Here is a 25,207-nt window from a genome sequence, read left to right as displayed (position 1 = left end):
CGTTTTGACCGTTATGGATATTACAAAGGTGCTCAGCTTGCTGCCGCACCGCTACCCGTTTTTGTTGATCGACCGGGTCATGGAATTTGAAAAAGATACCCGGCTGGTGGCGCTGAAGAATGTCACCTACAACGAGCCCTTCTTCAACGGCCATTTCCCGATCAAGCCGGTGATGCCGGGGGTGTTGATTGTCGAGGCGATGGCCCAGGCCACCGGTCTGCTGGCGATGGAGTCGAACCCCTCCACTGTCAGTGAAAATACCATCTACCTGTTTGTCGGCATCGACAAGGCGCGCTTCAAACGCCCGGTGGAGCCGGGTGATCAGCTGCGCATTGAGGTGGAGCAGACCGCCATGCGTCGCGGTATGGGTATGTTCTCCTGCAAAGCGACGGTGGATGGCAAGGTCGCAGCCACCGCCAACATCATCTGCACCGCCCGGGAGATATGACCCTGATCGACCCGCGTGCCATCGTCGACCCGTTGGCTGAGCTGGATGAGGGGGTCGGGGTTGGCCCGTTCAGCATCATCGGTGCCGGTGTACAGATCGGCAAAGGCACCAGAGTGGGTCCCCATGCGGTGATCAAGGGGCCGACCCGCATCGGCCAGGACAACCGCATCTTCCAGTTCGCCTCGGTCGGTGAAGATCCCCAGGATAAAAAGTACGCCGGCGAAGAGACTTGGCTGGAAATTGGTGATCGCAACGTGATCCGCGAATTCACCACCATCAACCGCGGCACGCTGCAGGATACAGCGACCACCCGCATCGGCAACGACAACCTGCTGATGGCCTACACTCATGTCGCCCATGACTGCCAGCTGGGGGACAACGTGATCATGGCCAATGCCGCCTCCCTGGGTGGCCATGTGATTATCGACGACTACGCCATCCTCGGCGGTTTCACTATCGTGCACCAGTTCTGCCGCATCGGCGCCCACAGCTTCTGTGCCATGGGCTCGTCAATCAGCAAGGATGTGCTGCCCTACCTGATGGTCTCGGGCCAACCCGCCAAACCCCACGGCATCAATCGCGAAGGGCTGCGTCGACGCGACTTCTCCGAGACAGCGATGCAGCAGATCAAGCGCGCTTACAAGGCGATCTACATGTCGAATCAACGTCTCGAAGAGGCGCTCGACGATCTGCGGGCGATCGCCGCAGAGACACCAGAGGTGGGTCTGATGGTCGATTTTCTGCACGACAGCGGACGCGGCATCATCCGCTGATGATACGTATTGGCATCGTCGCCAACGAGGTCTCGGGCGACATCCTCGCGGCCTCTCTTATCGAGGCACTGCAGGCGAAACGTCCGGGGCTGCGCTTCGAAGGCGTGACCGGGCCGCAGATGGAGGCGGCCGGTTGCCAGCCTCTGGATCGTATCGAGCCGGTGATGGGGCTGGTCGAGGTGCTGAAACATTTGCCCGCCTTGCTGGCGATGCGCCGCCGTCTCTACAACCATTTTCGCGCCGACCCGCCGGATCTCTTCATCGGCGTGGATGCCCCTGATTTCAATCTGCCGCTGGCGCGCCGTCTGAAACAAAATGGCATCCGCACCGCCCACTTCGTCAGCCCCACGGTCTGGGCCTGGCGCCAGGGGCGGGTCAAAAAGCTGCACAGCGCGGTCGACCTGATGCTCTGCCTGTTTCCCTTCGAGAGTGAATTTTTGCGCGCCAACCGGGTGCGTGCCGAATATGTCGGCCACCCGCTGGCGGATCAGATCCCACTCGAGCCGGCGGATGCGCAGCAGTTGCGTCGTGAATTAGGCCTCGATCCGCAGCGGCCGGTGATCGCACTGTTGCCGGGTAGCCGCATGAGCGAGCTGAAGATGCTCTCGGCCGCGTTTCTGCAGACCGCTAGCTGGTGCCATCAGCAGCGCCCCGAACTGCAGTTTGTCGCACCGATGGTCAACCAGCGGATCCGCGAGGCGTTTTCCGTAGCGGTCGCAGAGTTCGCTCCTGGCCTGCCCCTGACCTTGCTGGATGGCCGCCCGCGCGAGGCGATCGGCGCGGCGGATCTGGTGCTCACCGCTTCTGGCACCGCCACTTTGGAGACCCTGCTGCTGAAGCGGCCGATGGTGGTTGCCTATCGGTTGGCAGCGCTCACCTACTGGCTGGTGACCCGCCTCAATCTGGTGAAGATCCCCTACATGGCGATGGCCAACCTGCTGGCAGAAGAGGAGCTGGCGCCGGAGTTTCTGCAGCAGCAGGTAGAACCCGAGGCGATGGGTTCTGCGCTGCTGGCGCTGCTCGATGATCCGCAGCGGCGTGCCGAAATCGCCACACGCTATGCCGAGATTCACAAAAACCTACGGCGCAACGCAGCCGATCGTGCTGCGGATGCGATCTTGGCGATGCTTGATGGAGAACAAAAATGACTGATCAGATCTTTGTTGCGGGGGTCGACGAGGTGGGCCGCGGGCCACTGGCCGGCCCGGTGGTGGCTGCGGCAGTGATCCTCGACCCGGCGCAGCCGATTGAGGGACTGGCCGACTCCAAAAAGCTCTCGGAAAAGCGTCGCGAACAGCTGGCGGAGCAGATTCGTGCCCAATCGCTGGCCTGGACGCTGGGGCGCGCCGAGGTGGAGGAGATCGATCAGATCAACATCCTGCAGGCAAGCCTGCTGGCGATGCGCCGCGCCGTGGAGGCACTGGCACTGACGCCGCAGCGGGTGCTGGTGGATGGCAAACATGCCCCGCAGCTCGCCTGCCCGGTGGAGGCGATCATCGGCGGCGACAGCAGCGTCGAGGCGATCAGCGCCGCCTCCATCATCGCCAAGGTGGCGCGCGACCGGGAGATGGTCGAGCTCGATCAACACCATCCCGGCTACGGCTTGGCCCGTCACAAAGGCTATCCTACCAAGGTCCACTTGCAGGCGTTGCAGGAGCTGGGGATCAGCCCGATCCACCGCCGCTCCTTCGCCCCGGTGCGCCGGCTGCTCGATTGAGCCAGCCGGGGGCGAGGGTCGCGCCTGGCCGGGCCGATTTGGTAAGCTCTGCATCCTCAATTAGCCGCCGCACCGAGCCCCTTAAGTCACGCCCCATGCAACCCAATTTCATCCACCTCCGCGTCCACTCTGAATACTCCCTGGTCGATGGCATGGTGCGCATCAAGCCGCTAGTGGCAAAGGCGGTGGAGCTGGGCATGCCGGCGGTGGCGCTCACCGATCAATCCAACCTGTTTGCTCTGATCAAGTTCTACCAGGCGGCGCTGGGCGGCGGTATCAAGCCGATCGCCGGCACCGATCTGTGGCTCCGCAATCCGGATGATGTCAACAAGCCCTTCCGTCTGCTGCTGCTGGTGCAGAATCTTGAGGGTTATCGCAACCTGACCCGGCTGGTCTCGCGCAGCTATCGTGAGGGCCAGCATCTAGGCCGGCCGATGCTGGATCGGGACTGGCTCGAAGGCAGCGTGGATGGCTTGATCGCGCTCTCAGCGGGACGTGATGGGGATGTGGGGCGCGCCCTGCTGGCGGGCAACCAGGCCGCGGCGGAGAGGCTGCTGGCGGGTTGGCTGGAGCTGTTCGGTGATCGTTTCTACCTGGAGCTGAATCGCACCGGTCGTCCCGATGAAGAGGCCTATCTGCACGCCGCGGTTGCCCTGGCGGCGGCGCGGGATGTGCCGGTGGTGGCGACCAACGATGTGCGTTTTCTCGCCAGCGAGGATTTCGAGGCCCATGAGGTGCGGGTCTGCATCCACGATGGCCGCACCCTGGAGGATTCGCGCCGCCCACGGCTCTACAGCGAGCAGCAGTATCTGCGCACCCAGCAGGAGATGTGCGAGCTGTTCGCCGACATCCCCGAGGCGCTCGCCAACAGTGTCGAGATCGCTAAGCGCTGCAGCCTTGCGTTAACCCTCGGCAAGCACTTCCTGCCCGACTTCCCGATCCCCGAGGGGATGACCATCGAGCAGTTCTTCTCCGAGGAGTCGCGCAAGGGGCTGCAGTGGCGACTCGAGCAGCTGTTCGACACTAGCAGCGCCGACTTTGCGGAGATCCGCAAGCCCTACGACGAGCGGCTGCAGATCGAACTCGACGTGATCAACCAGATGGGCTTCCCCGGCTACTTCCTGATCGTTGCCGACTTCATCCAGTGGGCCAAGGACAACGCCATCCCGGTGGGGCCGGGGCGCGGCTCCGGCGCCGGCTCGCTGGTCGCCTACGTGCTGAAGATCACCGATCTTGATCCGATCGAGCACGAACTGCTGTTCGAGCGCTTCCTCAATCCGGAGCGGGTCTCTATGCCCGACTTCGATATCGACTTCTGCATGGACCGGCGCGATGAGGTAATCGACTACGTGGCGCGCAAGTATGGCCGCGATTCGGTATCGCAGATCATCACCTACGGCTCAATGGCGGCGAAGGCGGTGGTGCGCGACGTCGGGCGGGTGCTCGGCCACCCCTACGGTTTTACCGACCGGGTGGCAAAGATGATCCCCTTCGAGCTGGGTATGACCCTGGAGAAGGCACTGGAGGAGAGCGAGGATCTGGCCGACGCCTATCGCACTGATGAGGAGGTGGGCGAGCTGATCAATATGGCGCGCAAGCTTGAGGGGCTGGCGCGCAACGCTGGCAAGCACGCGGGCGGCGTGGTGATTGCCCCTGGCTTGCTCACCGACTTCGCCCCGCTCTACTGTGAAGAGGGCGGTGGCAACCTGGTGACCCAGTTCGACAAGAATGATGTGGAACAGGCGGGGCTGGTGAAGTTCGACTTCCTCGGCCTGCGCACCCTCACCATCATCGACTGGGCTCTGCAGACGGTGAATGCTGGGCGCGCCAAACAGGGCTTGGAGCCGATCGATATTAGCGCCATCGACATGGCCGATCCGGCCACCTTCAAGATGCTCAAGCGGTGCGAGACCACCGCGGTGTTCCAGCTCGAGTCCCGCGGCATGAAGGAGCTGATCAAGAAGTTGCAGCCCGACAGTTTCGACGACATCACTGCACTGGTGGCGCTGTTCCGGCCCGGCCCGCTGCAGTCGGGCATGGTCGACAACTTTATCAACCGCAAGCATGGCCGCGAGGCGATCTCCTACCCAGACGCCCAGTATCAACATGGGTCGTTGAAGCCGATCCTCGATGCCACCTACGGCATCATCCTCTACCAGGAGCAGGTGATGCAGATCGCCCAGGTGCTCTCTGGCTACTCGCTGGGCGGCGCCGACATGCTGCGTCGCGCAATGGGCAAGAAGAAGCCGGAGGAGATGGCCAAGCAGCGTGCGGTGTTCAAGGAGGGTGCGGAGAACAACGGCATCGACGCCGAACTGGCGATGAAGATCTTCGACCTGGTGGAGAAGTTCGCCGGCTACGGCTTCAACAAATCCCACTCTGCCGCCTACGCGCTGGTCTCCTACCAGACCATGTGGCTCAAGGCTCACTACCCGGCGGCCTTCATGGCGGCGGTCTGCTCGGCGGATATGGACAACACCGACAAGGTGGTGCCGCTGATCGACGAGTCGCGGCGCATGCAGCTCAAGGTGGAGCCGCCCCAGGTCAATCTGTCCCAGTACAAGTTCACCATTGCTGATGAGAAGACCGTTATCTACGGCTTGGGCGCGATCAAGGGGGTGGGGGAGTCGGCGATCGAGAGCATCGTTCGCGAGCGTGATGCCAACGGCCCGTTCGCCGATCTGTTCAGCTTCTGCCGCCGCATCGATATGAAACGGGTCAACCGGCGGGTGCTAGAGTCGCTGATTCGCGCCGGTGCGCTGGATGGTCTGGGCGAGAATCGCGCCACCATGATGCTGCATCTGCCGCTGGCCCTGAAAATGGCGGAGCAGCAGCATGAGGCCCAGGAGGTTGGTCAGGATGACCTGTTCGGCATGGGTGAATCGGCCCAGGGCGGGGCTGAGCCGGCAGTGGTGCCCGAGGGGGTGGAGGAGTGGGATGACGAGCAGCGTCTGCAAGGCGAAAAGGAGACTCTCGGCCTCTATCTCACCGGCCACCCCATCGACCGCTACGAGCAGGATCGCAAACAGCTGGCCAGCAGTCGTATCGCCGAGCTCTCGGTTGAGAACAACGGCGGCGGTGGAGGAGGCGGCGGTCGCCGGCGCGGTGTGCCAGTGGTGGTGGTGGGGCTGGTGGTCTCCGCCAGCCATCGGCAGACCCAACGCGGCCGCATGGGCACCCTGCTGCTGGATGACAAGAGCGGTCGCATCGAGGTGACCCTGTTCAATGAGGCTTACGAGGCGCACCGCGATCTGCTGGTCAGCGACAATCTGCTGGTAGTCTCCGGCAGCCTCAGCTACGACGAGTACCGGGGTGGCCTCAGCGTGCGCGCCGACAACCTGCTCACGGTGGAACAGGCGCGCGGACTCTATGCCAGCCACCTCGACCTGAAGGTTGCACCGGCCCCCACCGAGGTGGCCGAATTCCGTCAGCAGCTGCAACAGCTGCTGAGCCCGTTTCTCGGCGGCACATGTGCGATCCGTCTCCACTATCGCTCTGCCACGGCTACCGCTGAGATCCACTTGGGGGAGGCCTGGCGGGTCAATCCCAGCGACGAACTGCTGCGGCGGCTGGAGCGCTGGCTCGGCCCAGAGGCGATTCGGGTGGTGATTGTCCGGCGGAGTTGATCGGACCCGCTGATCAAAAAAATGTGACATATGTCACATGAAGTGCGTCTAGTGCTTCACAATTTGCGCCGCAAATTGATTAAATAAATTCCTAATCCGCTTTTTATTCCCAAATTCTGCAGTTTGGGCAGGCTGAATGACGCCCGTATGTGCATTCAGATTATTCCCTGAGAGGCGGTCTCTGCTGTGCTTGATCCCAGGTGGCAGCAGTCGACGCAGGTACCATTTCGATTCATGGAAGGCATGGATATGATCGCCAGCTGGAAACATTACCGATGCACCCTCCTGCCCATTCTGTTGCTGCTGGGGCTGTGCTTTCCGACCATGGGTGGCACCCAGCCACTGGGCTACCGGTTGTCTGTCTCTGCCGATCAGTTTGCCAACCTGCCTCAGCTTCAGCGGGTCGATCTGAGCGGGGTCAGCTCTGTCGCTGAGGCGGAGGCGCTGGCTGTCGAGGCGGCGGCTGCTACCGGTGACCTTGCGGCGGGCCAGCGTGGGCTGTTATTGGTTGTTGGTGAGCGTATCAGCGCGGGGGTGGATGCAGCGATCGGGCAGGGCCAGGCCGATTGGTGGCAGGCCAGCGCCGAGACGAGCCAGGCGTTGGTCGAGGCGTTTCTGGCCCGTTATGCTGGGCTGGGTGGTCAGCTTGACCTGCTCAGCATCGATTCCAGCAGTGATCTCTCGGTAGCGGGGCTCTACGCCCGTGGTCTGCTGCAGGGCGACCCTGACGCCTACTTTAACCGCCTGACCGCCAGTCCTGGCTTTGTGTCGCTGGCCGAATCGATCGGCCTGAAAGATGCATCTGCGCTGCTAACAGCGGGCCGCAACGGTGAAGCCCATCCCACCTGGGACCGGCTGATGGGCCGCCGCAGCGCCGCCTGGTTGGCGCAGGTGGTGGTGGAGCCGCTGCAACGCTGGTTCCCCACCGCCCAGGTCTCTGCCCAGGGTTTCTACGATCAGCGCACCGTCTTTGCGGTCGCCCCGGTCTGGGGCCGGCTTGCCAATCCTGCTGCCCAGATCGGTACCCACCAGTCACAGCTGCTGGCGGGTGTGCCCAACCCCCTCTCCGGCAGCCAGAACGCCCCCTTCGACAGCCTGAGCGACGCCATCGACCGGGTGCGCGGCATGGCGCTGGCCTCGGACCGGCCGATCCATCCGCTGCTGGAGGGCAGCCTGATCTTCGGCAGCGACAGCCAGTCGGTCAGCCAGGGCGGCCTCTTCTACCGTGAGCTGATTCTGCACGCCGGATTGGTCGGGGTCAGTGACTATCTGGCGGGGCATACCGATCCACTGGACGACCAGCTGCTCTCTGCGACCCTGAACGAGCTGCAGCAGCGGCTTGGCGCGACGGGTAAAAGCCCCCGCATCGACAGCCTGATCGAGCGTGCTCGCCCCTTCATCGTCAGCGCCGCAGGTGCCCCTGGTGAACGCCTCTGGCGCGTCACCCCGCGTCCCCAACCAGGGCGGACGGCCAGGCAGATGGCGCTCAGCGACTATCCCGCCCTGCTGAGTTGGGATGGGGTCGAGTTGCGTCTTCCCGCTGAGGTGATTCCGGCCGAGGCGGATAGCGCTGGGCTCTGGCTGGAGGAGCGCTCCGGTCTGCAACTGGCCCACTGCGACGGGGTGACCGAGGGGCGCTACTGTCTCGAATATAGTGGCCTGGATGACCCCCAGGGCGCTCCGGCCCTGGCGTTGGCCGGTGATCTGCCGGCCTCGACCGCCGCCAGTGGTCGCCAGCAGCTGCTTGATTGGGACTGGGGGCTGGGCGGTCCCGACGCCGGTGTCGGTCGGGATGGCTTCTCGCTGCGCTGGATCGGCAGCCTCAACCCGGGCGCTGGCATCTACCGCGCTGAGCTCGATGCCGACGATAAGGTGCGGCTCTGGCTCGATGGCGCGCCGCTGATCGATGCCTGGGACGCTCCATCCCCACAACGTACCCTGGCCAGCTATCTCACCCTGGACGGGGGCTATCATCAGCTGCGCCTCGACTATCAGGACCTGAGCGGCGAGGCAGCGTTGGGTCTGGCGCTGGAGCGGGTCGGCTGCCTGCAACCTGGCGGTGGCTTCTGCCTTGAATATTTCGACGGTGATCAGTGGCTCCCTCTAGAGCAGGCGCAGCTCCAGATCAGCGACAACGGCCTGCGTTTCAGCCTCGGCGATCTGCCCGTGGGAGTAGCGGCGGATGACCTGCTGCTGCGCTGGAGCGGCTCTTTCGTGTTCGCCCAGGGTGACTACCAGTTTATGCTCAGCCATGGCGCCCGCGAGCTGAAGCTGTCGCTGGATGGCCAGCCCCTCTACCAGGGCAGCAGTGATGGCGGTGCAGTGGATGCCATGCGCACAGCCCATCTCAGCCAGGGAGGCCATCTGCTGGCGCTGGAGTACCGCCTCGGTAGCAACGCCTTTCTCTCCCTCGACTGGCAGCCGCTGGGCGCTGAGCTGGTCAACTGTGCCTCAGTGCCGGCGGGTGAGTTCTGCGCCGAGTATTTTGCCAACCGAAACCTGGAGGGTGATCCGGCGCTGGTGCGCATCGACCCGCAGGTCAACTTTGACTGGGGCAACGGCAGTGCTGATGCCAGCCTGCCGCGGGACAACTTCTCGGTACGCTGGCAGGGCGACTTTCAGTTTGATCAGGATGGCAGCTACAACTTCCAGGTACGGACCGACGACGGCTTCCGCCTCTGGGTCGACGGTGAGCCGGTGATCGACAGCTGGCACGGTCAGGCGCCGACCGTCCATCAGAAGAGCCTCTGGCTGAAGGCGGGCAGACACCGCATCCGCGCCGAATATTTTGAGGGCGGCGGTGGCGCCGTGGCCGAGCTGAGCTGGGCCAGCGCGGTGGGCTGCGGGGCGATCCCCCAGGGGCGCTTCTGCGGCGCCTACTACGACAACCACGACCTGGCCGGTGATGCGGCGCTGGTGCGTGAAGATCAACAGATTGCGTTCGAGTGGCAGGACAAGGCGCCCGCCAACGGACTGGGTAAGGATCACTTTTCAGTCCGTTGGTTGGGCGAATTCCAGTTCGAGGGGGGGGAGTACAACCTCCACAGCTACACCGATGATGGGGTGCGGGTCTGGATCGGTGATCGGCTGCTCATCGACTCCTGGCAGCACGGTGGCCGCATCAACCAGGTGGTCACGCTGCCGGCGGGGTTGCAGCGGGTGCGGATCGAATATCGGGAGTGGGGCGGCTGGGCCCGCGCCCACGTCAGCTGGGAGCTGGGGCAGCGCTGCGAGTCGGTGCCAAACGGGGCCTTCTGTGGCGAGTTCTTCAACAACCGCGAACTGACTGGGCTGCCGGTCCACGCCGCCAATGTGCCGGCCATTGATTTTGAGTGGAAGGGTGAGTCGCCCTTCGCCGGGGTGATCGGCAAGGATAACTTCTCGGCCCGCTGGCAGGGGGACTTCACCTTCACCGAGGGTGACTACCGCTTTATCGCCCGCACCGACGACGGGATGCGGGTCTGGATCGACGACGCACCGATCATCGACTCCTGGAAGCCCCAGGCCGCCACCGAGTATTTCAAGGATCTGCATCTGGCGGCGGGCAGCCACCGCATCAAGATCGAATACAAGGAGCATGGCGGCTGGGCTACCGCCCAGTTCCATTGGGAGCAGCGCCACCCCTGTAGCGGCGTGCCGAGCGGCGCCTTCTGCGGCAGCTACTTCAACAACGAGCAGCTTCAGGGTGAGCCGGTGCGCCAGGAGCAGACGCCGGCCATCGCATTCGACTGGGGCCGGCAGCGGCCGATGCATGGGGTCAACCCCGACCGCTTCTCGGTGCGCTGGGAGGGCAGTTTCAACTTCGACGGCGGCGCCTACCGCTTCACCAGTGATGTGGATGACGGCATCCGGCTCTGGATCGACGATCGCCAGGTAATCGACGCCTGGAGCATGGATTGGAGCTACCGCGGCAAATACAGCCGCCTGCTGCGCCTCGATCCGGGCGCGCACAAGATCCGCCTGGAGTACCGCGAGGCCTGGAGCGATGCTCGGGCAAAACTCAGATGGGAGGCGGTGCCCGGCTGCGGCACGGTGCCGAGCGGCCATTTTTGCGCCGAGCTGTTCCACAACGAAGAGCTGCAGGGCGACCCGGTGGATGGCTGGAGTGAGGCGCAGATCGCCCACGACTGGGGCAAGGGGAGCCCGGACAATAGCAAGCGCACCGACCGCTTCTCGCTGCGCTGGCAGGGCGACTTCACCTTCGAGGCGGGCGCCTACCGTTTCATCAGTGATGCCGACGACAGCATGCGGGTCTGGATCGACGGCGAGCCGATCATCGATACCTGGGACGGGGCGCGCAAATGGCCCCTCTACGGCACCCAGCACCGGCTCCATCGGCTGACGGCGGGCAGCCACCGGGTCCGGGTGGAGTACAAGGAGCGTTGGGGCACGGCCAAGGCCAACTTCCACTGGCAACGGGTGGCGGGTTGCGAGGCGGTGCCGAGCGGCCGTTTCTGCGCCGAGTTCTTCGGCAACAAAACCCTCACCGGGGCACCCAGCGAGGGGCGCGTCGATCCGGCCATCAACTTCGACTGGAACAGCGGCGCGCCGATCGACGGGGTCTGGAAGGACAACTTCTCGGTGCGTTGGCAGGGCGACTTCGCGTTTAAGGCGTCGGGCTACCGCTTCATCGCCACCGGGGATGACGGTATTCGGGTGTGGGTCGATGGGCGGCTGATCATCGATGGCTGGCGCCATCAGCGGCCCACCGAATACCGTGCCATGCTGCCGCTTACAGCGGGCACACATCGCATCAAGATGGAGTACTTCGAGAGCGGTGGTGGTGCTGTCGCCAAGCTGCGCTGGGAGGAGACCGCCGACTGTTCGCAGGTGCCGCAAGGGCAATTTTGCGCCAGCTTTTTTCCCACCACCGACCTGAGCGGCGACCCGGTGGACTCGCGGCTCTACGATAAGATCGACTTCGATTGGGGTAGCGGCAGCCCGATCGTAGGGGTGGGGGCAAACAAGTTCTCGGTGCGCTGGGAAGGTGACTTTCCGTTCGCGGCCGGCACCTATCGTTTCAAGAGCCGCTTCGATGACGCGATGCGGGTCTGGATCGACGGCGTGTTGGTGATCGACGCCTGGGATCCGAAGTGGAGTTGGTTCGGCAAGCGCCAGATCCTGCAACGTCTGACGGAGGGTAACCACCGCATCAAGGTCGAATACCGCGAGGGTTGGGGCAATGCCAGGGCCGCCTTGGTCTGGGAGACCGCGCCCAGCTGCGACGCGGTGCCCAGCGGCGAGTTCTGCGGCGAATACTTCCCCAATCAGGATCTCTCCGGCGAGCCGCTGGAGGCGAGTCTCGATCCGGCTATCGATTTTGATTGGCAGGGTGGTGGACCCAGCGAGGCGCTGAGTCACGACAAGTTCTCCGCCCGCTGGCAGGGTGACTTTGAATTCGAGGCGGGCTACTACCGCTTCCGCAGCGATGCCGATGACGGCTTCCGGGTCTGGGTGGATGGCGATCTGATCATCGACGCCTGGAAACGCAGCTGGCCCTGGTACGGCAAGCAGCGCACGCTACTGAAGCTGGAGGCCGGCACCCATCGTATCAAGGTCGAGTACTACGAGGCCTGGGGCAAGGCCAAGGCGAAGCTGAGCTGGAGCAAAGCCCCCGACTGTTCGGTGGTGCCGGAGGGGCGCTTCTGTGGCGAGTTCTATGAGGAGATGGACTTCACGGGCGGCCTGGCCGACACCCTGGAGGTCGCCAGGCTCGACTTTGACTGGCCGAAAAACCCGATCGACAACATCGAGCACGACACCTTCTCCGACAAGTGGGTGGGGGATTTCGCCTTTGAGGCGGGGCTCTACCGCTTCTCGGCGCTGGCCGACGATGGGGTGCGGGTGTGGCTCGATGATGAGCTGATCATCGACTACTGGAACCAGCAGAAACCCACCGAGTACCGGGCGGTGCGTCAACTGATCCAGGGCAAACACCGGGTCCGGGTGGAGCACTTCGACGGCTGGGGTGGTGCCGCGCTGAAGGTCAACTGGCAGCCGATCGATGACTGTTCCCCGCTGCCGGTGGGTGCATTCTGCGCCGAATACTACAACCAGGGTGACCTGAAGGGGCCGCTGGCAGATATCCGGCAGGAGCCGAAGATTGACTTCGACTGGGGCGGTGGCAAGCCGCTGGGGGTGAAGGGGCGTGACCACTTCTCGGCGCGCTGGAGTGGTGCATTCGACCTGCCGGCGGGTGAGTACAGCTTCACCAGCCGCACCGATGATGGGGTGCGGCTGTGGGTCGATGACCAGCTGCTGATCGATGCCTGGCGGCCGATGGCGCCGACCGAGTATAGCCGGCGAGTCTTTCTCGACCAGGGACGCCACCAGATCCGGATGGACTATTTCGAGGTCGGAGGCGGTGCCGTAGCCCAGCTGGGCTGGCAGGCGGACCAGAGCGGTGCGCCCCAGCCGCCGGCAGGGCTGAAGATCACCGAGCAGGGCCATCAGGGGGTGACCCTGGCGTGGCAGCCCCACGACCTGATTGGGCGCTACAACGTCTATCGCGGCGGCCGGCTACTGGGTAGTGTCGATAGTAACGGCTATCGTGATAGCCAGGTCGAGGTCGGTCAGGCCTATCGCTATGCGATAAAGGCGGTCTGGCCCAATGGCACCGAGTCCCCGGCCAGCCTGGTTGAGTTGACAGTGCCCGATACCATCCCTCCCGGCGTGCCGGGGGCGTTGCAAGTCCTATCGCGCAGCAACGACAGCATTGGCCTCAGCTGGGGCGCGGCGAGCGACAATATCGCGGTGACCGGCTATCGGCTGCTGCGCAATGGCGAGGCGGTGGCGACGGTCAGTCAGACCAGCTTTACCGACCAGGGCCTGCAGAGCTTCAGCCACTACAGCTATCAGGTGATCGCCCTGGATGCGGCGGGCAACGCCTCGCCGCCGACCGCTGCGCTCACCGTCACCACTAATGACGGCACCCCACCCTCGGCCCCGACGGGGCTGAGCGTACAGCCGGTCGACGCCACCTCGATGCAGCTCAGTTGGCAGGCTGCAACCGACAACGCTGGGGTCAGTGGCTATCAGGTGCTGCGCGATGGCAAGACGATCGCCAGGGTGGCCAGCACCAGCTACAGCGACCAGGGGCTGGCGGGTAGCCGCCGCTACCGCTATCAGATCCGGGCGCTGGATGCGGCGGGCAACCTCTCCAGCGCCACTCCGGCGGTGGAGGTGCGCACCGGTGACACCGAGGCCCCGACCAGTCCGACCAGCCTGCGTGCCGAGCTTCTGAGCAACCAGAGTGTGCGCCTCAGTTGGGGCGCCTCGCGGGACAACCAGGCGGTGAGCGGCTACCGGGTGATCCGCGACGGCCGCCTGATCGCCACCGCGATGCAGACCGAATACACCGACAGTTCCGCCGAGGCGGGCCTCAGCTACAGCTATCGGGTTCGGGCGATCGACGCGGCGGGCAACCTCTCCGCGGCCTCGAACCCGGCTGATGTCAGCCTGGCCGCGGCCTGCGCCGCCACCGAGTCGTTCTTCGTGCGCGAGGTCGCCCCCCACCTGGAGCTCTGCGCCAGCTGCCACAACTCCGGCGGCCTCGCCCATATGACCCGTTTCGTGCTCCATCAGGGAGCCGATGCGGCGAGCCGCAACCAGAAGGTGGTGGTAGATGCCGCTAACCAGTTGGGCGGCGCGACCCTGCTGGAGAAGAGCATCGGCGCACGGCCCCACGGCGGCGGCGCACCGTTCGGTGATGCCCAGAGCCTCGCCTATCGCAACCTGGCGGAGTTCCTGCGCCAGCTGGACGACCCGGCCGCCTGCGGCGGCTCGGCGCCGAGCGTCGATGATGTTCCGGTGGCGGCACTGGTGGGTAACTGCGCCATCTGTCACAGCAGTGGCGGCGTTAGCGGCGGTCCGGCGATGCCGGCCATCGCTGGGCTCGATCGAGGCTACTTCGTGCGGGTGATGAACGACTACCAGAGCGGCCGCCGCCACGCCAGCATCATGGACCGCGTCGCCAAGGGCTACTCGGCGGATCAGATCGCGGCGATGGCCGACTACTTCGCCGCGCTGCCGCAGAGCCAGACCAGCCAGTCGGTCGATGCCACCCTACAACAGCAGGGCCAGAGTCTGCATCGGGATGCGTGCGAGAGCTGCCATACCAACAGTGGTCGTGACAACGGCCTGACCGGGGTGCGTCTGGCTGGTCAGTGGCGTCCCTATCTTGAGGCGGTGTTGAGCGACTATCTGGCGGATCGCAGCCAGGCCCCCACTGCGATGCGCAGTGGCTTGGATCAGGCGCATCGCATCGCCCCCCAGGCGGCTCAGGCGTTGGCCCACTTCTATGCCGGTCAGGCCGCCGATACCCGTGGTCCGGACCAGCCTGTCGATCTCGCCCTGGCAGCCACCACCAACGATTCGCTGACCTTGACCTGGACTGACGCGGATGACGACTGGCAGGTGACCGGCTATGAGATCTACCGCGACGGCCAGCTGATCGCCACGACCCAGTGGAACAGCTTCACCGATACGGCATTGGAGCAAGGTAGCTACAGCTACCAGATCCTGGCGCTGGATGCGGCGGGCAACCGTTCGAGCCGTTCCGGCAGCTTGAACCTGACCTTGCAGCGTGACACCAGCGCCCCAGATGGCGTTCGTCTGCTCGACCCCCAGGCGACCCTGCGCAAGGCGAGCCTGCTGTTGCTGAATCGCATACCCACGGCGGCGGAGCAGGCCGCGGTAGACTCGGACGAGACCCTGCGCCAGACCCTGCGGGAGATGATGGCGGGGGATGCGCTGCACGGCTTTGCCGAACGGGCTGGCTTTGAACGCTTCCTCAGCAACGGCGCCGCCGGGCTCTATGGCAGCCGTGGCCTGAGCCGTGACGACTATCCACTGCTGAATGGGCTGAGCCGGGCCGAGCGCGGGCAACTGCACGATGCGGTGCGCCATCAGCCGGTCCACCTGCTGAGCTACATCGTCGACAACGACCGCCCGTGGAGCGAGATCGTTACCGCCGACTACACCCTGGCCAACCCGATCATCGGCCGGGTGATGGGGGCCGAGCCGATCTCTGGCAGTTTTGCGGGAGAGGATCAGTTCGTGCCGGCGCGTCAGACGCGTATCTCGGCGCGCATCGATCAACCCTTTCCCCATGCCGGGGTGCTGACCACCCACGCCTGGTTGTCGCGTTTCCCGACCACCGACACCAATCGTAACCGCCATCGTTCGAAGTCGGTCTTCAAGCAGTTCCTCGGCATCGATATCGAGGCCCTGGGACAGCGGCCGCTGGATGACAGCAACAATGGTGATTTCCTGGTGCCGACCCTGGAGAGTCCCACCTGCCTGGTCTGTCACACCTCGATGGACCCGGTGGCTGGAGCCTTTCAGAACTGGGGCACGGCGGCCCGCTATCAGCAGAACTTCAATGGCAGTCAGGGCGACCGGGACTCCCTGCCGCGCGCCTATAAGTCGGCGGATTTCCCTCCCGATCACAACGGTCTTCCCTGGTATCGTCCCGGTGATGCCTGGTATCGCGATGCCCTGCCTGCCGGCTATGGTGACCTGGTGATGCCGGGGGGGCACCGCGGCTATGGGGCCGAGAGCGAGGTGACCGATAACCTGTTGCAGAACCCCGGCGCCGAGCAGGATGTCGAGGGCTGGGTGGTTGATCAGGGCGTGCTGCTGGCGAACCAGGCGGCGGGTTGCGGCCCCATCCCCGAGCCCTACAACGGCAGCCAGTTGTTCATGCTCGGTGGCTGTGGCGAGGCCGAGCGCCAGACCCTGGTCCACCAGGATCTGAGCGTGGCGCGCCACGCGGCGGCCATCGACGCCGGTCAGGTGCAGGCGATCTACGGCGCCCAGCTGCGCGACAAGGGGTGGTCCGACCGTCCCGAGGTCTATCTGGAGTTCCTCGATGCCCAGGGTGGGCAGGTCGGCGTCAGCAACCGGCTGAGTAACCAGCGCCCCTACTGGCGTCGCTACACCGAGACCCTGACCCTGCCCAGGGGCACCCGCACCATCCGCTATGTGATGGCTGGGCTGCGCCGTTCGGGGAGTGTTTCGGATGTCTATATCGATGCCGCTCAGCTGCGTCTGCAACTCCCGGCACTGAACAGCCGCGAGGCGGGGGTGAGCGGCAGCCTGCAGTGGTTGGGGCGTCATCTGGTGGCGGATCCCCGCTTCGCCAAGGGTGGTGTCCATTTCTGGTATCGCGCCCTGTTCAAGCGTGATCCGCTGAGTGCGCCGATGAGCAGCACGGTGGACGACTATGCCATCCGGCTGGCCGCCTACAATCAGCAGGATCGGTTGCTGGAGGAGATCGCCGGGCAGTTTGTCCGTGATCAGGGCCATGGCCCCTTCAACGTCAAGGATCTGCTGGTCGAGCTGGTGGTCAGCCCGCTGTTCCGCGCCGTATCCGCCGAGGGGCTGGATGCCCAGGGTCGTGCCGAACTGCACGATCTGGGGATGGCGCGGCTGCTGACCCCGGAGGAGTTGAACCACAAACTGTTGAGCCTGACCGGCGAGGATTGGTACTACTTCCGCGATGGTGCTGTCTGGCACACTCAACAGGGCAAGTTCTATGGCGGCTTCGATGGCGGTAGCCTGTTGAGCCAGCCGAATAGCCAGATCAACAGCCTGATGGCGACCATCCCGGAGCGGATGGGGATGGAACTGAGTTGCAACATCGTGCGTCACGACTTTGCCCGCCCAGTGGCGGAGCGGCTGCTGTTCGGCGCGGTGGAGGCCGTCGACACCCCCGACCTGGACCAATTGAGTGGTAACAATCTGCTGGTGAATCCAGGGGCGGAGCAGGGGATGGTCGGCTGGACCCTGGCCCAGGGTACGGTACAGGTCTGGCACAACGGTGAGCGGATCGGCGGCTGTCGTGGCCCCGGCACCGATGCCGGTGAGGGCTACTTCGTCGTCGGCGGCATCTGCTCTGGGCAGAGCGCCATCGGTGAGGCCTATCAGGAGGTCGATCTCAACGCCCAGGCCGTGGCCATCGACCAGGGTGGGAGCCGGGTGCTGTTTGGCGCGCGGCTGCGTCCCTGGTCGCGCAACAACGACCGCCCCGAGGTCTTCGTCAGCTTCCACGCTGCCGACGGCAGCCAGCTGGCCGAGAGTCCCCATCTAATCGGTGAGCAGAGCCGTTGGCAGCAACAGAGCCGCTTCGTCGCGGTGCCGGTGGGGACTCGACGGGTGCGTTTCCATCTGCTAGGGGTGCGCACCAATACGAGTCAGGCCAACAACGATGCCTATGTCGACGATACCTACCTGCAGTTGGTGGCGCCGGGAGACGGTTTTATGGGGGCGGGAGAGCAGCATATCCGCCAGGCCATCCAACACCTGCATAGCCATCTGCTGGGTGAGCCGTTGCCCCTGGATGACCCTGAGATCGATCGCACCTTTGATCTGTTTCAGGCGATCTGGAACGATCGGGAGAACGTCTCCGACTCGGTGAGTTGTTCCCTCAACAACCGCTGGCAGGACCCTTACTACACCAAACGGGCCTGGGCGATGGTGGTGCTCTACCTGTTGGGTGATGCACGTTTCCTCTATGAGTGACCGGGCAGCCTGGAGCAGAGAAGGATGAAGAGAAGAGAGTTTCTGAGACTGGCGGGAGTGGCTGGCATGGCGGCGGCGCTGCCGGGCTGGATGCGGCCAGGGATGGCGGCGCAGGCCTATAATGGGCCGATCCTGATCACCTTGCACGCCGGTGGCGGCTGGGATCAGAGTTCCTTCTGCGATCCGCGGGAGGACAACACGGTGAACCACTGGGCGGCCAACGCACCGGCCGGCCGGGCCGGAAACCTGCGTTACGCCCCGTTCGCCGAGAACGCCGAGTTCTTTCAGCGCCACCATCAGCGGATGTTGGTGATCAACGGTATCGATCTGCAGAGCAACGGTCATGGGGCGGCGGAGCGCAACCGCAGCACCGGCCAGCTGATGACCGGCTACCCGAGTCTCAACGAGCTGTTGGCGGGGGTCCATGGTCAGGGGATGCCGATGCCGTTTGTGCGCGCCAGCGGCTTCTCCGAGACGGCTGGGGTGATGCCCTTTACCGGCCTGCCGGATGAGTCATTATTGCGCACCATGGCCGACCCGAATTGGCGGGATGCCAACCGCACCTTCCACAAACCCTCTGATATCGCCATCGTGCGGCGTTTTCAGCTGGAGCGGTTGCAGGCGCAGCGGCAGCGTTCGGACAACCTGCCCCGTTGGCAGGGCAAGTTGGATGAGCTCTATAGCGCCCGCAGCGGCAGTGGTGGTCTGGCCCGCCTTGCCGATGTGATGCCGTCGAGTCTCGACAGCACCGATCTGAAGGGCGACAGGAGTAGTCTGGTGCGCGACATGCACCTGTTTCTGGTGATGGCGGCGGCCGGCATGAGCGTGACCGGGGTCTTCAGCAGCGGCGGTTTCGACACCCACGGCAACCACGACAACAACCAGGCTGCGGCCCTGCTGCGGCTGACCCGTGGCCTCGACTACCTCTGGAGCAAGGCCGAACAGATTGGCCTGGCCGACCGCCTGTTGGTGCATGTCACCTCGGATGTGGGGCGCACGCCAAGCTACAACAGCAACAACGGCAAGGATTACTGGTCGGCAGGCAGCGAGCTGTTGATGATGCAGGGGGTCGGCTGGAGCGACCGGATCGTCGGCGCGGGCGGCCCACGGCATGAGAAGCTCGCGATCGACCCGCGCACCCTGCAACTCGACAGCGGCGGCATGCTGCTCCAGCCGCGCCATATTCAGAGTGAGCTGCGCAAGCTGCTGGGCATCGACCAGCACCCCCTGGCCCAGCGCTTCCCGCTGCGGGCTGAGCCAGTGAGCCTGTTCGACCCGAATCGCTCCACCGGGATCAGGGTGTGAGAGAGGGTGGTCGTGGATCGACTTGGCCAGCACTGATATAGGTTTAGTAACGATGAACAAGATGGATCGCAGAGGTTTTCTCAAGACCCTGGGCGCAGGTGCGGCCCTGTTGAGTGCTCCGGCCTTGGCGCTGGGGGCGACCCGCCAGGTGGTGGTGGTCGGTGGTGGCACTGGCGGGGTCAGCGTAGCCCGCGCCCTGCGCCGCGCCGATGCCACGATCACGGTGACCCTGATCGAGCCCGATGCCGACTACTACACCTGCTATATGAGCAATGAGGTGGTGGGGGGAGGGCGCAGTCTGGCGTCGATCCGGTTTGGCTATGCCGGTGTGCAGGCGGATGGCATCCAGCTGGTGCAGGATCGGGTCAGCGCCATCGATTCAGCGGCTCAGCAAGTGATCACCGCCTCTGGCGTGCGCCTCCCCTATGATCGTTGCATCGTCTCGCCGGGCATCGACTTCCGCTACGACACGGTGGCGGGTTACGACGCCTCGGTGATCGACACCATCCCCCACGCTTGGAAGGCGGGGGAGCAGACCCGCCTGCTGCGTGCCCAGCTGGAGGCGATGCCAGATGGCGGCACCTTCGTTCTGGCCGCGCCACCCAACCCCTACCGCTGTCCGCCCGCCCCCTACGAGCGGGCCAGCCAGGTGGCCCACTATTTCAAGCAGCACAAGCCGCGCAGCAAGGTGCTGATCCTCGATCCGAAGAGCAGCTTCGCCAAGCAGAGCCTGTTCATCCAGGGCTGGCGGGATCTCTACGGCTATGACAGCGACAACTCGATGATTGAGTGGATCTCTGGCGCCGAGCAGGGGGTGGTGCAGGTCGATCCTGTTAGCCGCCGGGTCACCACCGGGTTTGGCGATAGCTACAGCGCCGATGTGTTGAACCTGGTGCCGGCCCAACAGGCCGGTGCGCTCGCCTTCCAGGCCGGTCTGACCGACGCCAGCGGTTGGTGTCCGGTGGACCCACAAACCTTTGAGTCCCGATTGCGCCCTGGCATCCATGTGATCGGTGACGCCTGTAGCGCCAGCCCGCTGCCCAAATCGGGGTTTGCCGCCAACTCCGAGGCGAAGCAGTGCGCCTTGGCGGTGGCGGCGTTGTTCAACGATCAGCCGCCAGGCAGCCCCTCCTACGCCAACGCCTGCTATAGCATCGTTGGCACCGACTATGCCATCTCGGTGCTCGGGGTCTACCGACTTACCGCCGGTGGCCAGCAGATCGAACAGGTGCCCGGCAGCGGCGGGCTGTCGCGTGCCGACGCCAGCCCCGAAGAGCGCCGCCGCGATCTGGCGTATGCCCATAGTTGGTACAACAACTTCACTCGGGATCTGTTCGGCGGTTAGTTGCCCAGCGATTAAATCAAATAATCTCATCGACCCCTTGCCCCTCCTGCCTCATCGCAGCCCGACCGTGGCCAGCGCGCCCCTTAGCTGCTCGATCTGGTCAGCGCTGGTCATGGGGTAGGTCTGCAGCCATCGCTGAAAGGAGAAACCGGGACGGATCATCCGTACCTCTTCGGCCTCCCACTCCCCGCTCTCATCCTCTTCCGAGGCAATCGCCCTGGCTGCCATATAGAGGTGGGCCTCCAGACTGGCCGGATTGCGTGACAGGGCCTCATGGAGATTGATCCGGGCCTGCTCGATGTCGCCGAGGAAATAGTAGGCGCGGCCAAGGAGCAGGAAGTAGAGATAGCCTGCTTCCGGCCGCAGACGCATGGCCCGGCGCAGCAGGGAGAGCGAGCGCTTCGGTGTACCGAGATAGGTGTGGATGCCCCCCATCAGGGCGTAGGCGTCGGCAAAGGAGTTATCCAGCGCCACCGCCTTGCGCAGGGACTCTAGTGCCTGTTGATGCCGGCGTCGTTGGGCGTCCACATACCCCAGCACCCAATAGGTCTGCGGGATCTCCGGGTCGATATGCAAGGCGGTATCGGCCATCTCCCGGGCCCGGCTGAGGGAGGCGCCGCCATCCTCTGATCACTGATTACGATAGTCTGCCGCATGGCTTAGGGCGAGGCCGGTGTGGGCCCGTGCGAAGGCAGGGGCCTGCTCGATGGCCAGCCGGTAGAGAGCCCGGGCCTGCCGGTTGTCCTCCGTCTCGCGGGTCAGGAGATGGACCTGGGCATCGAGAAAATAGCCGTAGGCGGCCAGATTGCGGGTATAGCGCCGGGCCAGGTGGCGGCGCTCGGCCTGACTGACGCGCAGCGACAGCTGGTCGACCACGCGGCGACTGATCTCCGACTGCATATCGAATAGCTCTCCAAGCGGGTGATCGAAACGTTCCGACCAGAGCTGATGCGCGGTTGCGGATTCGGTTAGCTGGACATGGACCAGCAACCGTTCCTGTGCATGGAACACGCTCCCCGAAACCAGATAACGGGCGCGTTTTTCGTGATGCAGATCGCCGCTTCCTCCCGGGTCGTTGATCACCCAAATTTCTGACAGTCTGGAGAGATCATCGGCCAGGTCGGCGGTTATACCGCCGGCAAATCTTATCGAGACGGCATCGTCCGCTGCTGTTTTGAAGGGGAGTACGCTGATGGTCAGGGGCGCGGAGCGAGGCTGGGTGACACCGGTTCCCCACCAGAGTGGTCGTTGTGGCAGCCAGTTGACGCTTTTTTTGCCTCCATCTGCCGGGGGCTCCTTTAAGGGCAGATTTTCGACCTGTGCAATCAATCGATAGCCATGTTTGGAGATGGTCTGGATATAACGTGGGTGTCTTGCGTCATCTCCCAGGGCCTTGCGCAACTTGATGATGACCTGGGTCAGGGCATCGTCACTGACGATCACCCCCGGCCAGAGGGCCGACAGCAGTTGCTTGCGGCTGACCACCTCGTCCGCCCTCTGTGCCAGGTAGAGCAGCAGGGCCATCGCCTTGGGTTCGAGCCTGACCCCCCGGCCATCCTGCTCAATCTGGTTGAGTGGGGCGTCCAACAGCCATCCGCCACCCCGTATCGATTGCTCTGCCAGGTCTGTCTTTTCTTCTTGCATATCAGTCTGTTGCGGAATCTATGATGGAATCATCATGGCGGCTTAGGAAACGTTTAGTCGTTTCTTAGGGATGTTTTCTTTCCTCTGGACTAGATCTCCAGGCAGAGCTGATCGGAGGTTGTCCGGCAGCAGAGTTCAAACAGAAACAGAGGAGATTCACCATGTCTGTCGTTTTACAAACATTTGATGCCGTCGCTTACAAACGAACCACCCGCCAACAGTGGGAGAATGCTGCGGAGGCCTGGCACCGGTTCCCGGGTTCTCGATGTCGCTGCCGGCACCGGTGAGCAGACCCTGGCCGTGGCCCGGCGTGTCGGGTCCGAGGGATGGGTTCTGGCCACCGATATCTCTCCCTCCATCCTGCACTTTGCCGGGCAGTCGGCGCGGGCAGAGGGGCTGAACAATGTCGCCACCCGGGAGCTGGACGGTGAGGATCTTAGCGTCCTGGAAGAGGGCAGTTTTGATGCCGTGATCTCGCGGGTTGGCATGATCTACTTCCCGGATCAGCAGCGAACGCTGGCTGGCATGCGGCGAGTGCTGAAGGAGAATGGCAAGGTGGCCGCCATGGTCTACTCCAGCGCCGAGCGCAACGGCTTTTTCTCGCAGCCGGTCTCCATCATCCGTCGCCGTGCGCAACTGCCCCGCCGCTCCCCGGGCAGCCAGGGCCTTTCAGTCTGGGGAGTGTGGAGGTGCTAGAAAATGCCTTCCAAGCCGCTGGCTTCCGGGATATCGAGGTGGAGGCGGTGCAGGCTCCGGTGGTGTGTGGCTCGGCCAAGGAGTGCCTGCGCTTCGAGAAGGCGTCGTTTGGTGCACTGCATCAGATGCTCTCCGCTCTCTCCGCCGTGGAACAGGAGGCGGCCTGGTGGTGTTCAGTGAGACCTCCATCGCTGGTTATCCGTTGTGGATCTGGCGCCTGCGCCCTGGTAGTGACTGGGGCCCATCGGAACAGCTGCATGCCCGGCTGGTGGAGAATGCCGTCGATATCGGAGCTGGAGAGCTGGCTCCCCTGTGTGAGGCGGCGCGGCGGCACCGGGTGGTGGTGGTCTGCGGCCTGAACGAGCGGGATGGGCGATCCAGCCGGAGCACGCTCTACAATACAGTGGTGATCATCGGCGATCAGGGCGAGATCCTCAATCGTCACTGCAAGCTGATGCCCATCAATCCAGAACGGATGGTCTGGGGCATGGGTGACGCCAGCGGACTGCGGGTGGTGGAGACGCCGGCCGGCAGGCTCAGCACCCTGATGTGTTGGGAGAACTATATGCCGCTGGCCCGTTATGCGCTCTACGCCCAGGGGGTCGAACTCTATATCGCACCGATCTACGACAGCGGTGCCGACTGGCTCGGCAGCCTGCAGCACATCGCTCGGGAGGGCTGCTGCTGGGTGATCGGCTGCGGTACCGTGATCGAGGCGAGAGATCTGCCGGACGACCTCCCGGACAGGCGCCAGCTCTATCCAGACTCGGATTGATCCACTCATCCGGGAGACTCGGTGGTCATCGCCCCTGGGGGCAGGATCATCGCGGGTCCGATGCACCGGGAGAAGGGAATTCTACAGGCCGAGATCGACCCCACTGCGCAGACCGGTTCCAAGCGGGTACTGGATGTGGCAAGCCACTACGCCAGGCCGGACATCTTTGAGCTCCGGGTGAACCGCTTGCCGGTTTGTCCCGTGCGGTTTGATGAGTAGTGGTGGTGGATTCGCCATGGAACTGGAGTCGGTCCTGCTGGCAACCCCGCCGCTGCCGCCTGGGGATTCTGCATCAGGGATATGAGAGGCAGTCAGGTCCGTGGGAGCGGTGTGGCCATCTGAATAAGGATTCCCCCTCTGTCCTAAAAAAAACAATTCCGGTATATTCCGCACATGGATTTAAACTTTCTAGAATTTGAGCAGCCGATCGCAGAACTCGAGGCAAAAATCGAGGAGCTGCGGCTGGTCGGCGACGACAACGAGATCAACATCCAGGACGAAATCAGCCGTCTGGAGAGCAAGAGCCAGGCGCTTACCGAGTCGATCTTCTCCAACCTGAAACCCTGGCAGATCTCCCAGCTGGCGCGCCATCCGCTGCGCCCCTACATGCTCGACTACATCAGTCGCATCTTCGATGAGTTCCATGAACTCCACGGTGATCGTGCGTTTGCCGATGACCATGCGATCGTCGGTGGTGTGGCGCGTCTTGAGGGCGAGCCAGTGATGGTGATCGGTCAGCAGAAGGGGCGTGACACCAAGGACAAGATCTATCGCAACTTCGGTATGCCGCGTCCCGAGGGCTACCGCAAGGCGCTGCGCCTGATGGAGATGGCAGAGCGTTTTCAGCTGCCGATCCTGACCTTTATCGACACCCCCGGTGCCTACCCCGGCGTGGGTGCAGAAGAGCGCGGCCAGAGTGAGGCGATCGCGCGCAACCTCAGGGTGATGTCGGGCTTGCGTACCCCGATCATCTGCACTGTGATCGGTGAGGGTGGCTCCGGCGGCGCGCTGGCTATCGGGGTGGGCGACCGGACGATGATGCTGCAAAACAGCACCTATTCGGTGATCTCCCCCGAGGGGTGCGCCTCGATCCTGTGGAAAGATGCGGAGAAGGCGCCGCTCGCTGCTGAGGCGATGGGCATCACCTCCGACCGCCTGAAGGAGCTGAATCTGGTCGATGAGATCGTGCCAGAGCCCCTTGGCGGCGCCCATCGTGACATTGAGACGATGGCGAAGAATCTCAAACACGCCCTGGTCGAAGGGCTGGCAAACCTTCGCAGCATGGCGATCGACAAGCTGTTGGATACCCGTTACCAGCGTCTGATGCAGTACGGGCAGTTCAGCGGAGACTGAGC

At 64.0% G+C, this 25,207-nt stretch carries 14 protein-coding genes; 12 read left to right on the top strand and 2 right to left on the bottom strand.

Annotated features, from left to right (window positions below; translation table 11 throughout):
- Positions 1 to 13 precede the first annotated feature (13 nt).
- The 8 genes from fabZ to Ga0074115_RS05175 all read left to right on the top strand — a co-directional run bounded on the left by fabZ (position 14) and on the right by Ga0074115_RS05175 (position 20,737).
- A complete protein-coding gene (fabZ, locus tag Ga0074115_RS05210; RefSeq protein ID WP_081417690.1) occupies positions 14 to 448 on the top strand; it encodes a 3-hydroxyacyl-ACP dehydratase FabZ in 435 nt (144 codons plus the stop codon).
- Entirely contained in the window at positions 445 to 1,221 is a 777-nt protein-coding gene (lpxA, locus tag Ga0074115_RS05205; RefSeq protein ID WP_082626726.1) for an acyl-ACP--UDP-N-acetylglucosamine O-acyltransferase, read from the top strand. The genes fabZ and lpxA overlap by 4 nt, the downstream gene beginning before the upstream one ends.
- Positions 1,221 to 2,369 carry a lipid-A-disaccharide synthase gene (gene lpxB / locus Ga0074115_RS05200; RefSeq protein ID WP_057955312.1) on the top strand — a complete coding sequence of 383 codons (1,149 nt, stop codon included), beginning with the start codon at positions 1,221 to 1,223 and terminating at the stop codon, positions 2,367 to 2,369. The genes lpxA and lpxB overlap by 1 nt, the downstream gene beginning before the upstream one ends.
- A complete protein-coding gene (gene rnhB, locus Ga0074115_RS05195) occupies positions 2,366 to 2,938 on the top strand; it encodes a ribonuclease HII (protein ID WP_057955313.1) in 573 nt (190 codons plus the stop codon). The genes lpxB and rnhB overlap by 4 nt, the downstream gene beginning before the upstream one ends.
- 95 nt (positions 2,939 to 3,033) lie before the next feature.
- Positions 3,034 to 6,564, top strand: a complete 3,531-nt coding sequence (gene dnaE / locus Ga0074115_RS05190) for a DNA polymerase III subunit alpha (RefSeq protein ID WP_060528286.1) — start codon at positions 3,034 to 3,036, stop codon at positions 6,562 to 6,564.
- A 243-nt stretch (positions 6,565 to 6,807) separates the two neighbouring features.
- The gene (locus tag Ga0074115_RS05185) at positions 6,808 to 18,087 is read left to right on the top strand and encodes a PA14 domain-containing protein (RefSeq protein WP_198295040.1); all 11,280 of its coding nucleotides are present in this window, start codon (positions 6,808 to 6,810) and stop codon (positions 18,085 to 18,087) included.
- A 24-nt stretch (positions 18,088 to 18,111) separates the two neighbouring features.
- Positions 18,112 to 19,392: a DUF1501 domain-containing protein gene (locus Ga0074115_RS05180; protein WP_082626727.1), complete on the top strand. Its 1,281-nt coding sequence runs from the start codon at positions 18,112 to 18,114 to the stop codon at positions 19,390 to 19,392.
- Positions 19,393 to 19,444: 52 nt separating this feature from the next.
- The gene (locus tag Ga0074115_RS05175; protein ID WP_060528284.1) at positions 19,445 to 20,737 is read left to right on the top strand and encodes an NAD(P)/FAD-dependent oxidoreductase; all 1,293 of its coding nucleotides are present in this window, start codon (positions 19,445 to 19,447) and stop codon (positions 20,735 to 20,737) included.
- Positions 20,738 to 20,788: 51 nt separating this feature from the next.
- On the opposite strand, the gene Ga0074115_RS16615 is transcribed toward Ga0074115_RS05175, so the two are convergent.
- Together Ga0074115_RS16615 and Ga0074115_RS16610 are read right to left on the bottom strand one after the other, a co-directional pair.
- The gene (locus tag Ga0074115_RS16615; protein WP_232432912.1) at positions 20,789 to 21,328 is read right to left on the bottom strand and encodes a tetratricopeptide repeat protein; all 540 of its coding nucleotides are present in this window, start codon (positions 21,326 to 21,328) and stop codon (positions 20,789 to 20,791) included.
- 39 nt (positions 21,329 to 21,367) lie between these two features.
- Entirely contained in the window at positions 21,368 to 22,381 is a 1,014-nt protein-coding gene (locus Ga0074115_RS16610; protein ID WP_232432911.1) for a winged helix-turn-helix domain-containing protein, read from the bottom strand.
- A 228-nt stretch (positions 22,382 to 22,609) separates the two neighbouring features.
- Between Ga0074115_RS16610 and Ga0074115_RS15710 the strand changes: the two genes are divergently transcribed.
- The 4 genes from Ga0074115_RS15710 (at position 22,610) to accA (ending at position 25,205) form a co-directional block, all read left to right on the top strand.
- Positions 22,610 to 23,077, top strand: a complete 468-nt coding sequence (locus Ga0074115_RS15710) for a class I SAM-dependent methyltransferase (RefSeq protein ID WP_057957269.1) — start codon at positions 22,610 to 22,612, stop codon at positions 23,075 to 23,077.
- A 166-nt stretch (positions 23,078 to 23,243) separates the two neighbouring features.
- Complete coding sequence (locus Ga0074115_RS16605; protein WP_057957270.1) at positions 23,244 to 23,852, top strand: nitrilase-related carbon-nitrogen hydrolase; 609 nt, start codon at positions 23,244 to 23,246, stop codon at positions 23,850 to 23,852.
- A gap of 21 nt (positions 23,853 to 23,873) precedes the next feature.
- Complete coding sequence (locus Ga0074115_RS17155) at positions 23,874 to 24,071, top strand: hypothetical protein (protein WP_157292664.1); 198 nt, start codon at positions 23,874 to 23,876, stop codon at positions 24,069 to 24,071.
- 174 nt (positions 24,072 to 24,245) lie between these two features.
- Entirely contained in the window at positions 24,246 to 25,205 is a 960-nt protein-coding gene (accA, locus tag Ga0074115_RS05155) for an acetyl-CoA carboxylase carboxyl transferase subunit alpha (RefSeq protein ID WP_005961537.1), read from the top strand.
- Positions 25,206 to 25,207: the final 2 nt, after the last annotated feature.

It is taken from the genome of endosymbiont of Ridgeia piscesae, from assembly GCF_001443665.1.
GTDB lineage: Bacteria > Pseudomonadota > Gammaproteobacteria > Chromatiales > Chromatiaceae > Endoriftia > Endoriftia persephonae.
This window is presented reverse-complemented; position numbering and strand designations above follow the sequence as displayed.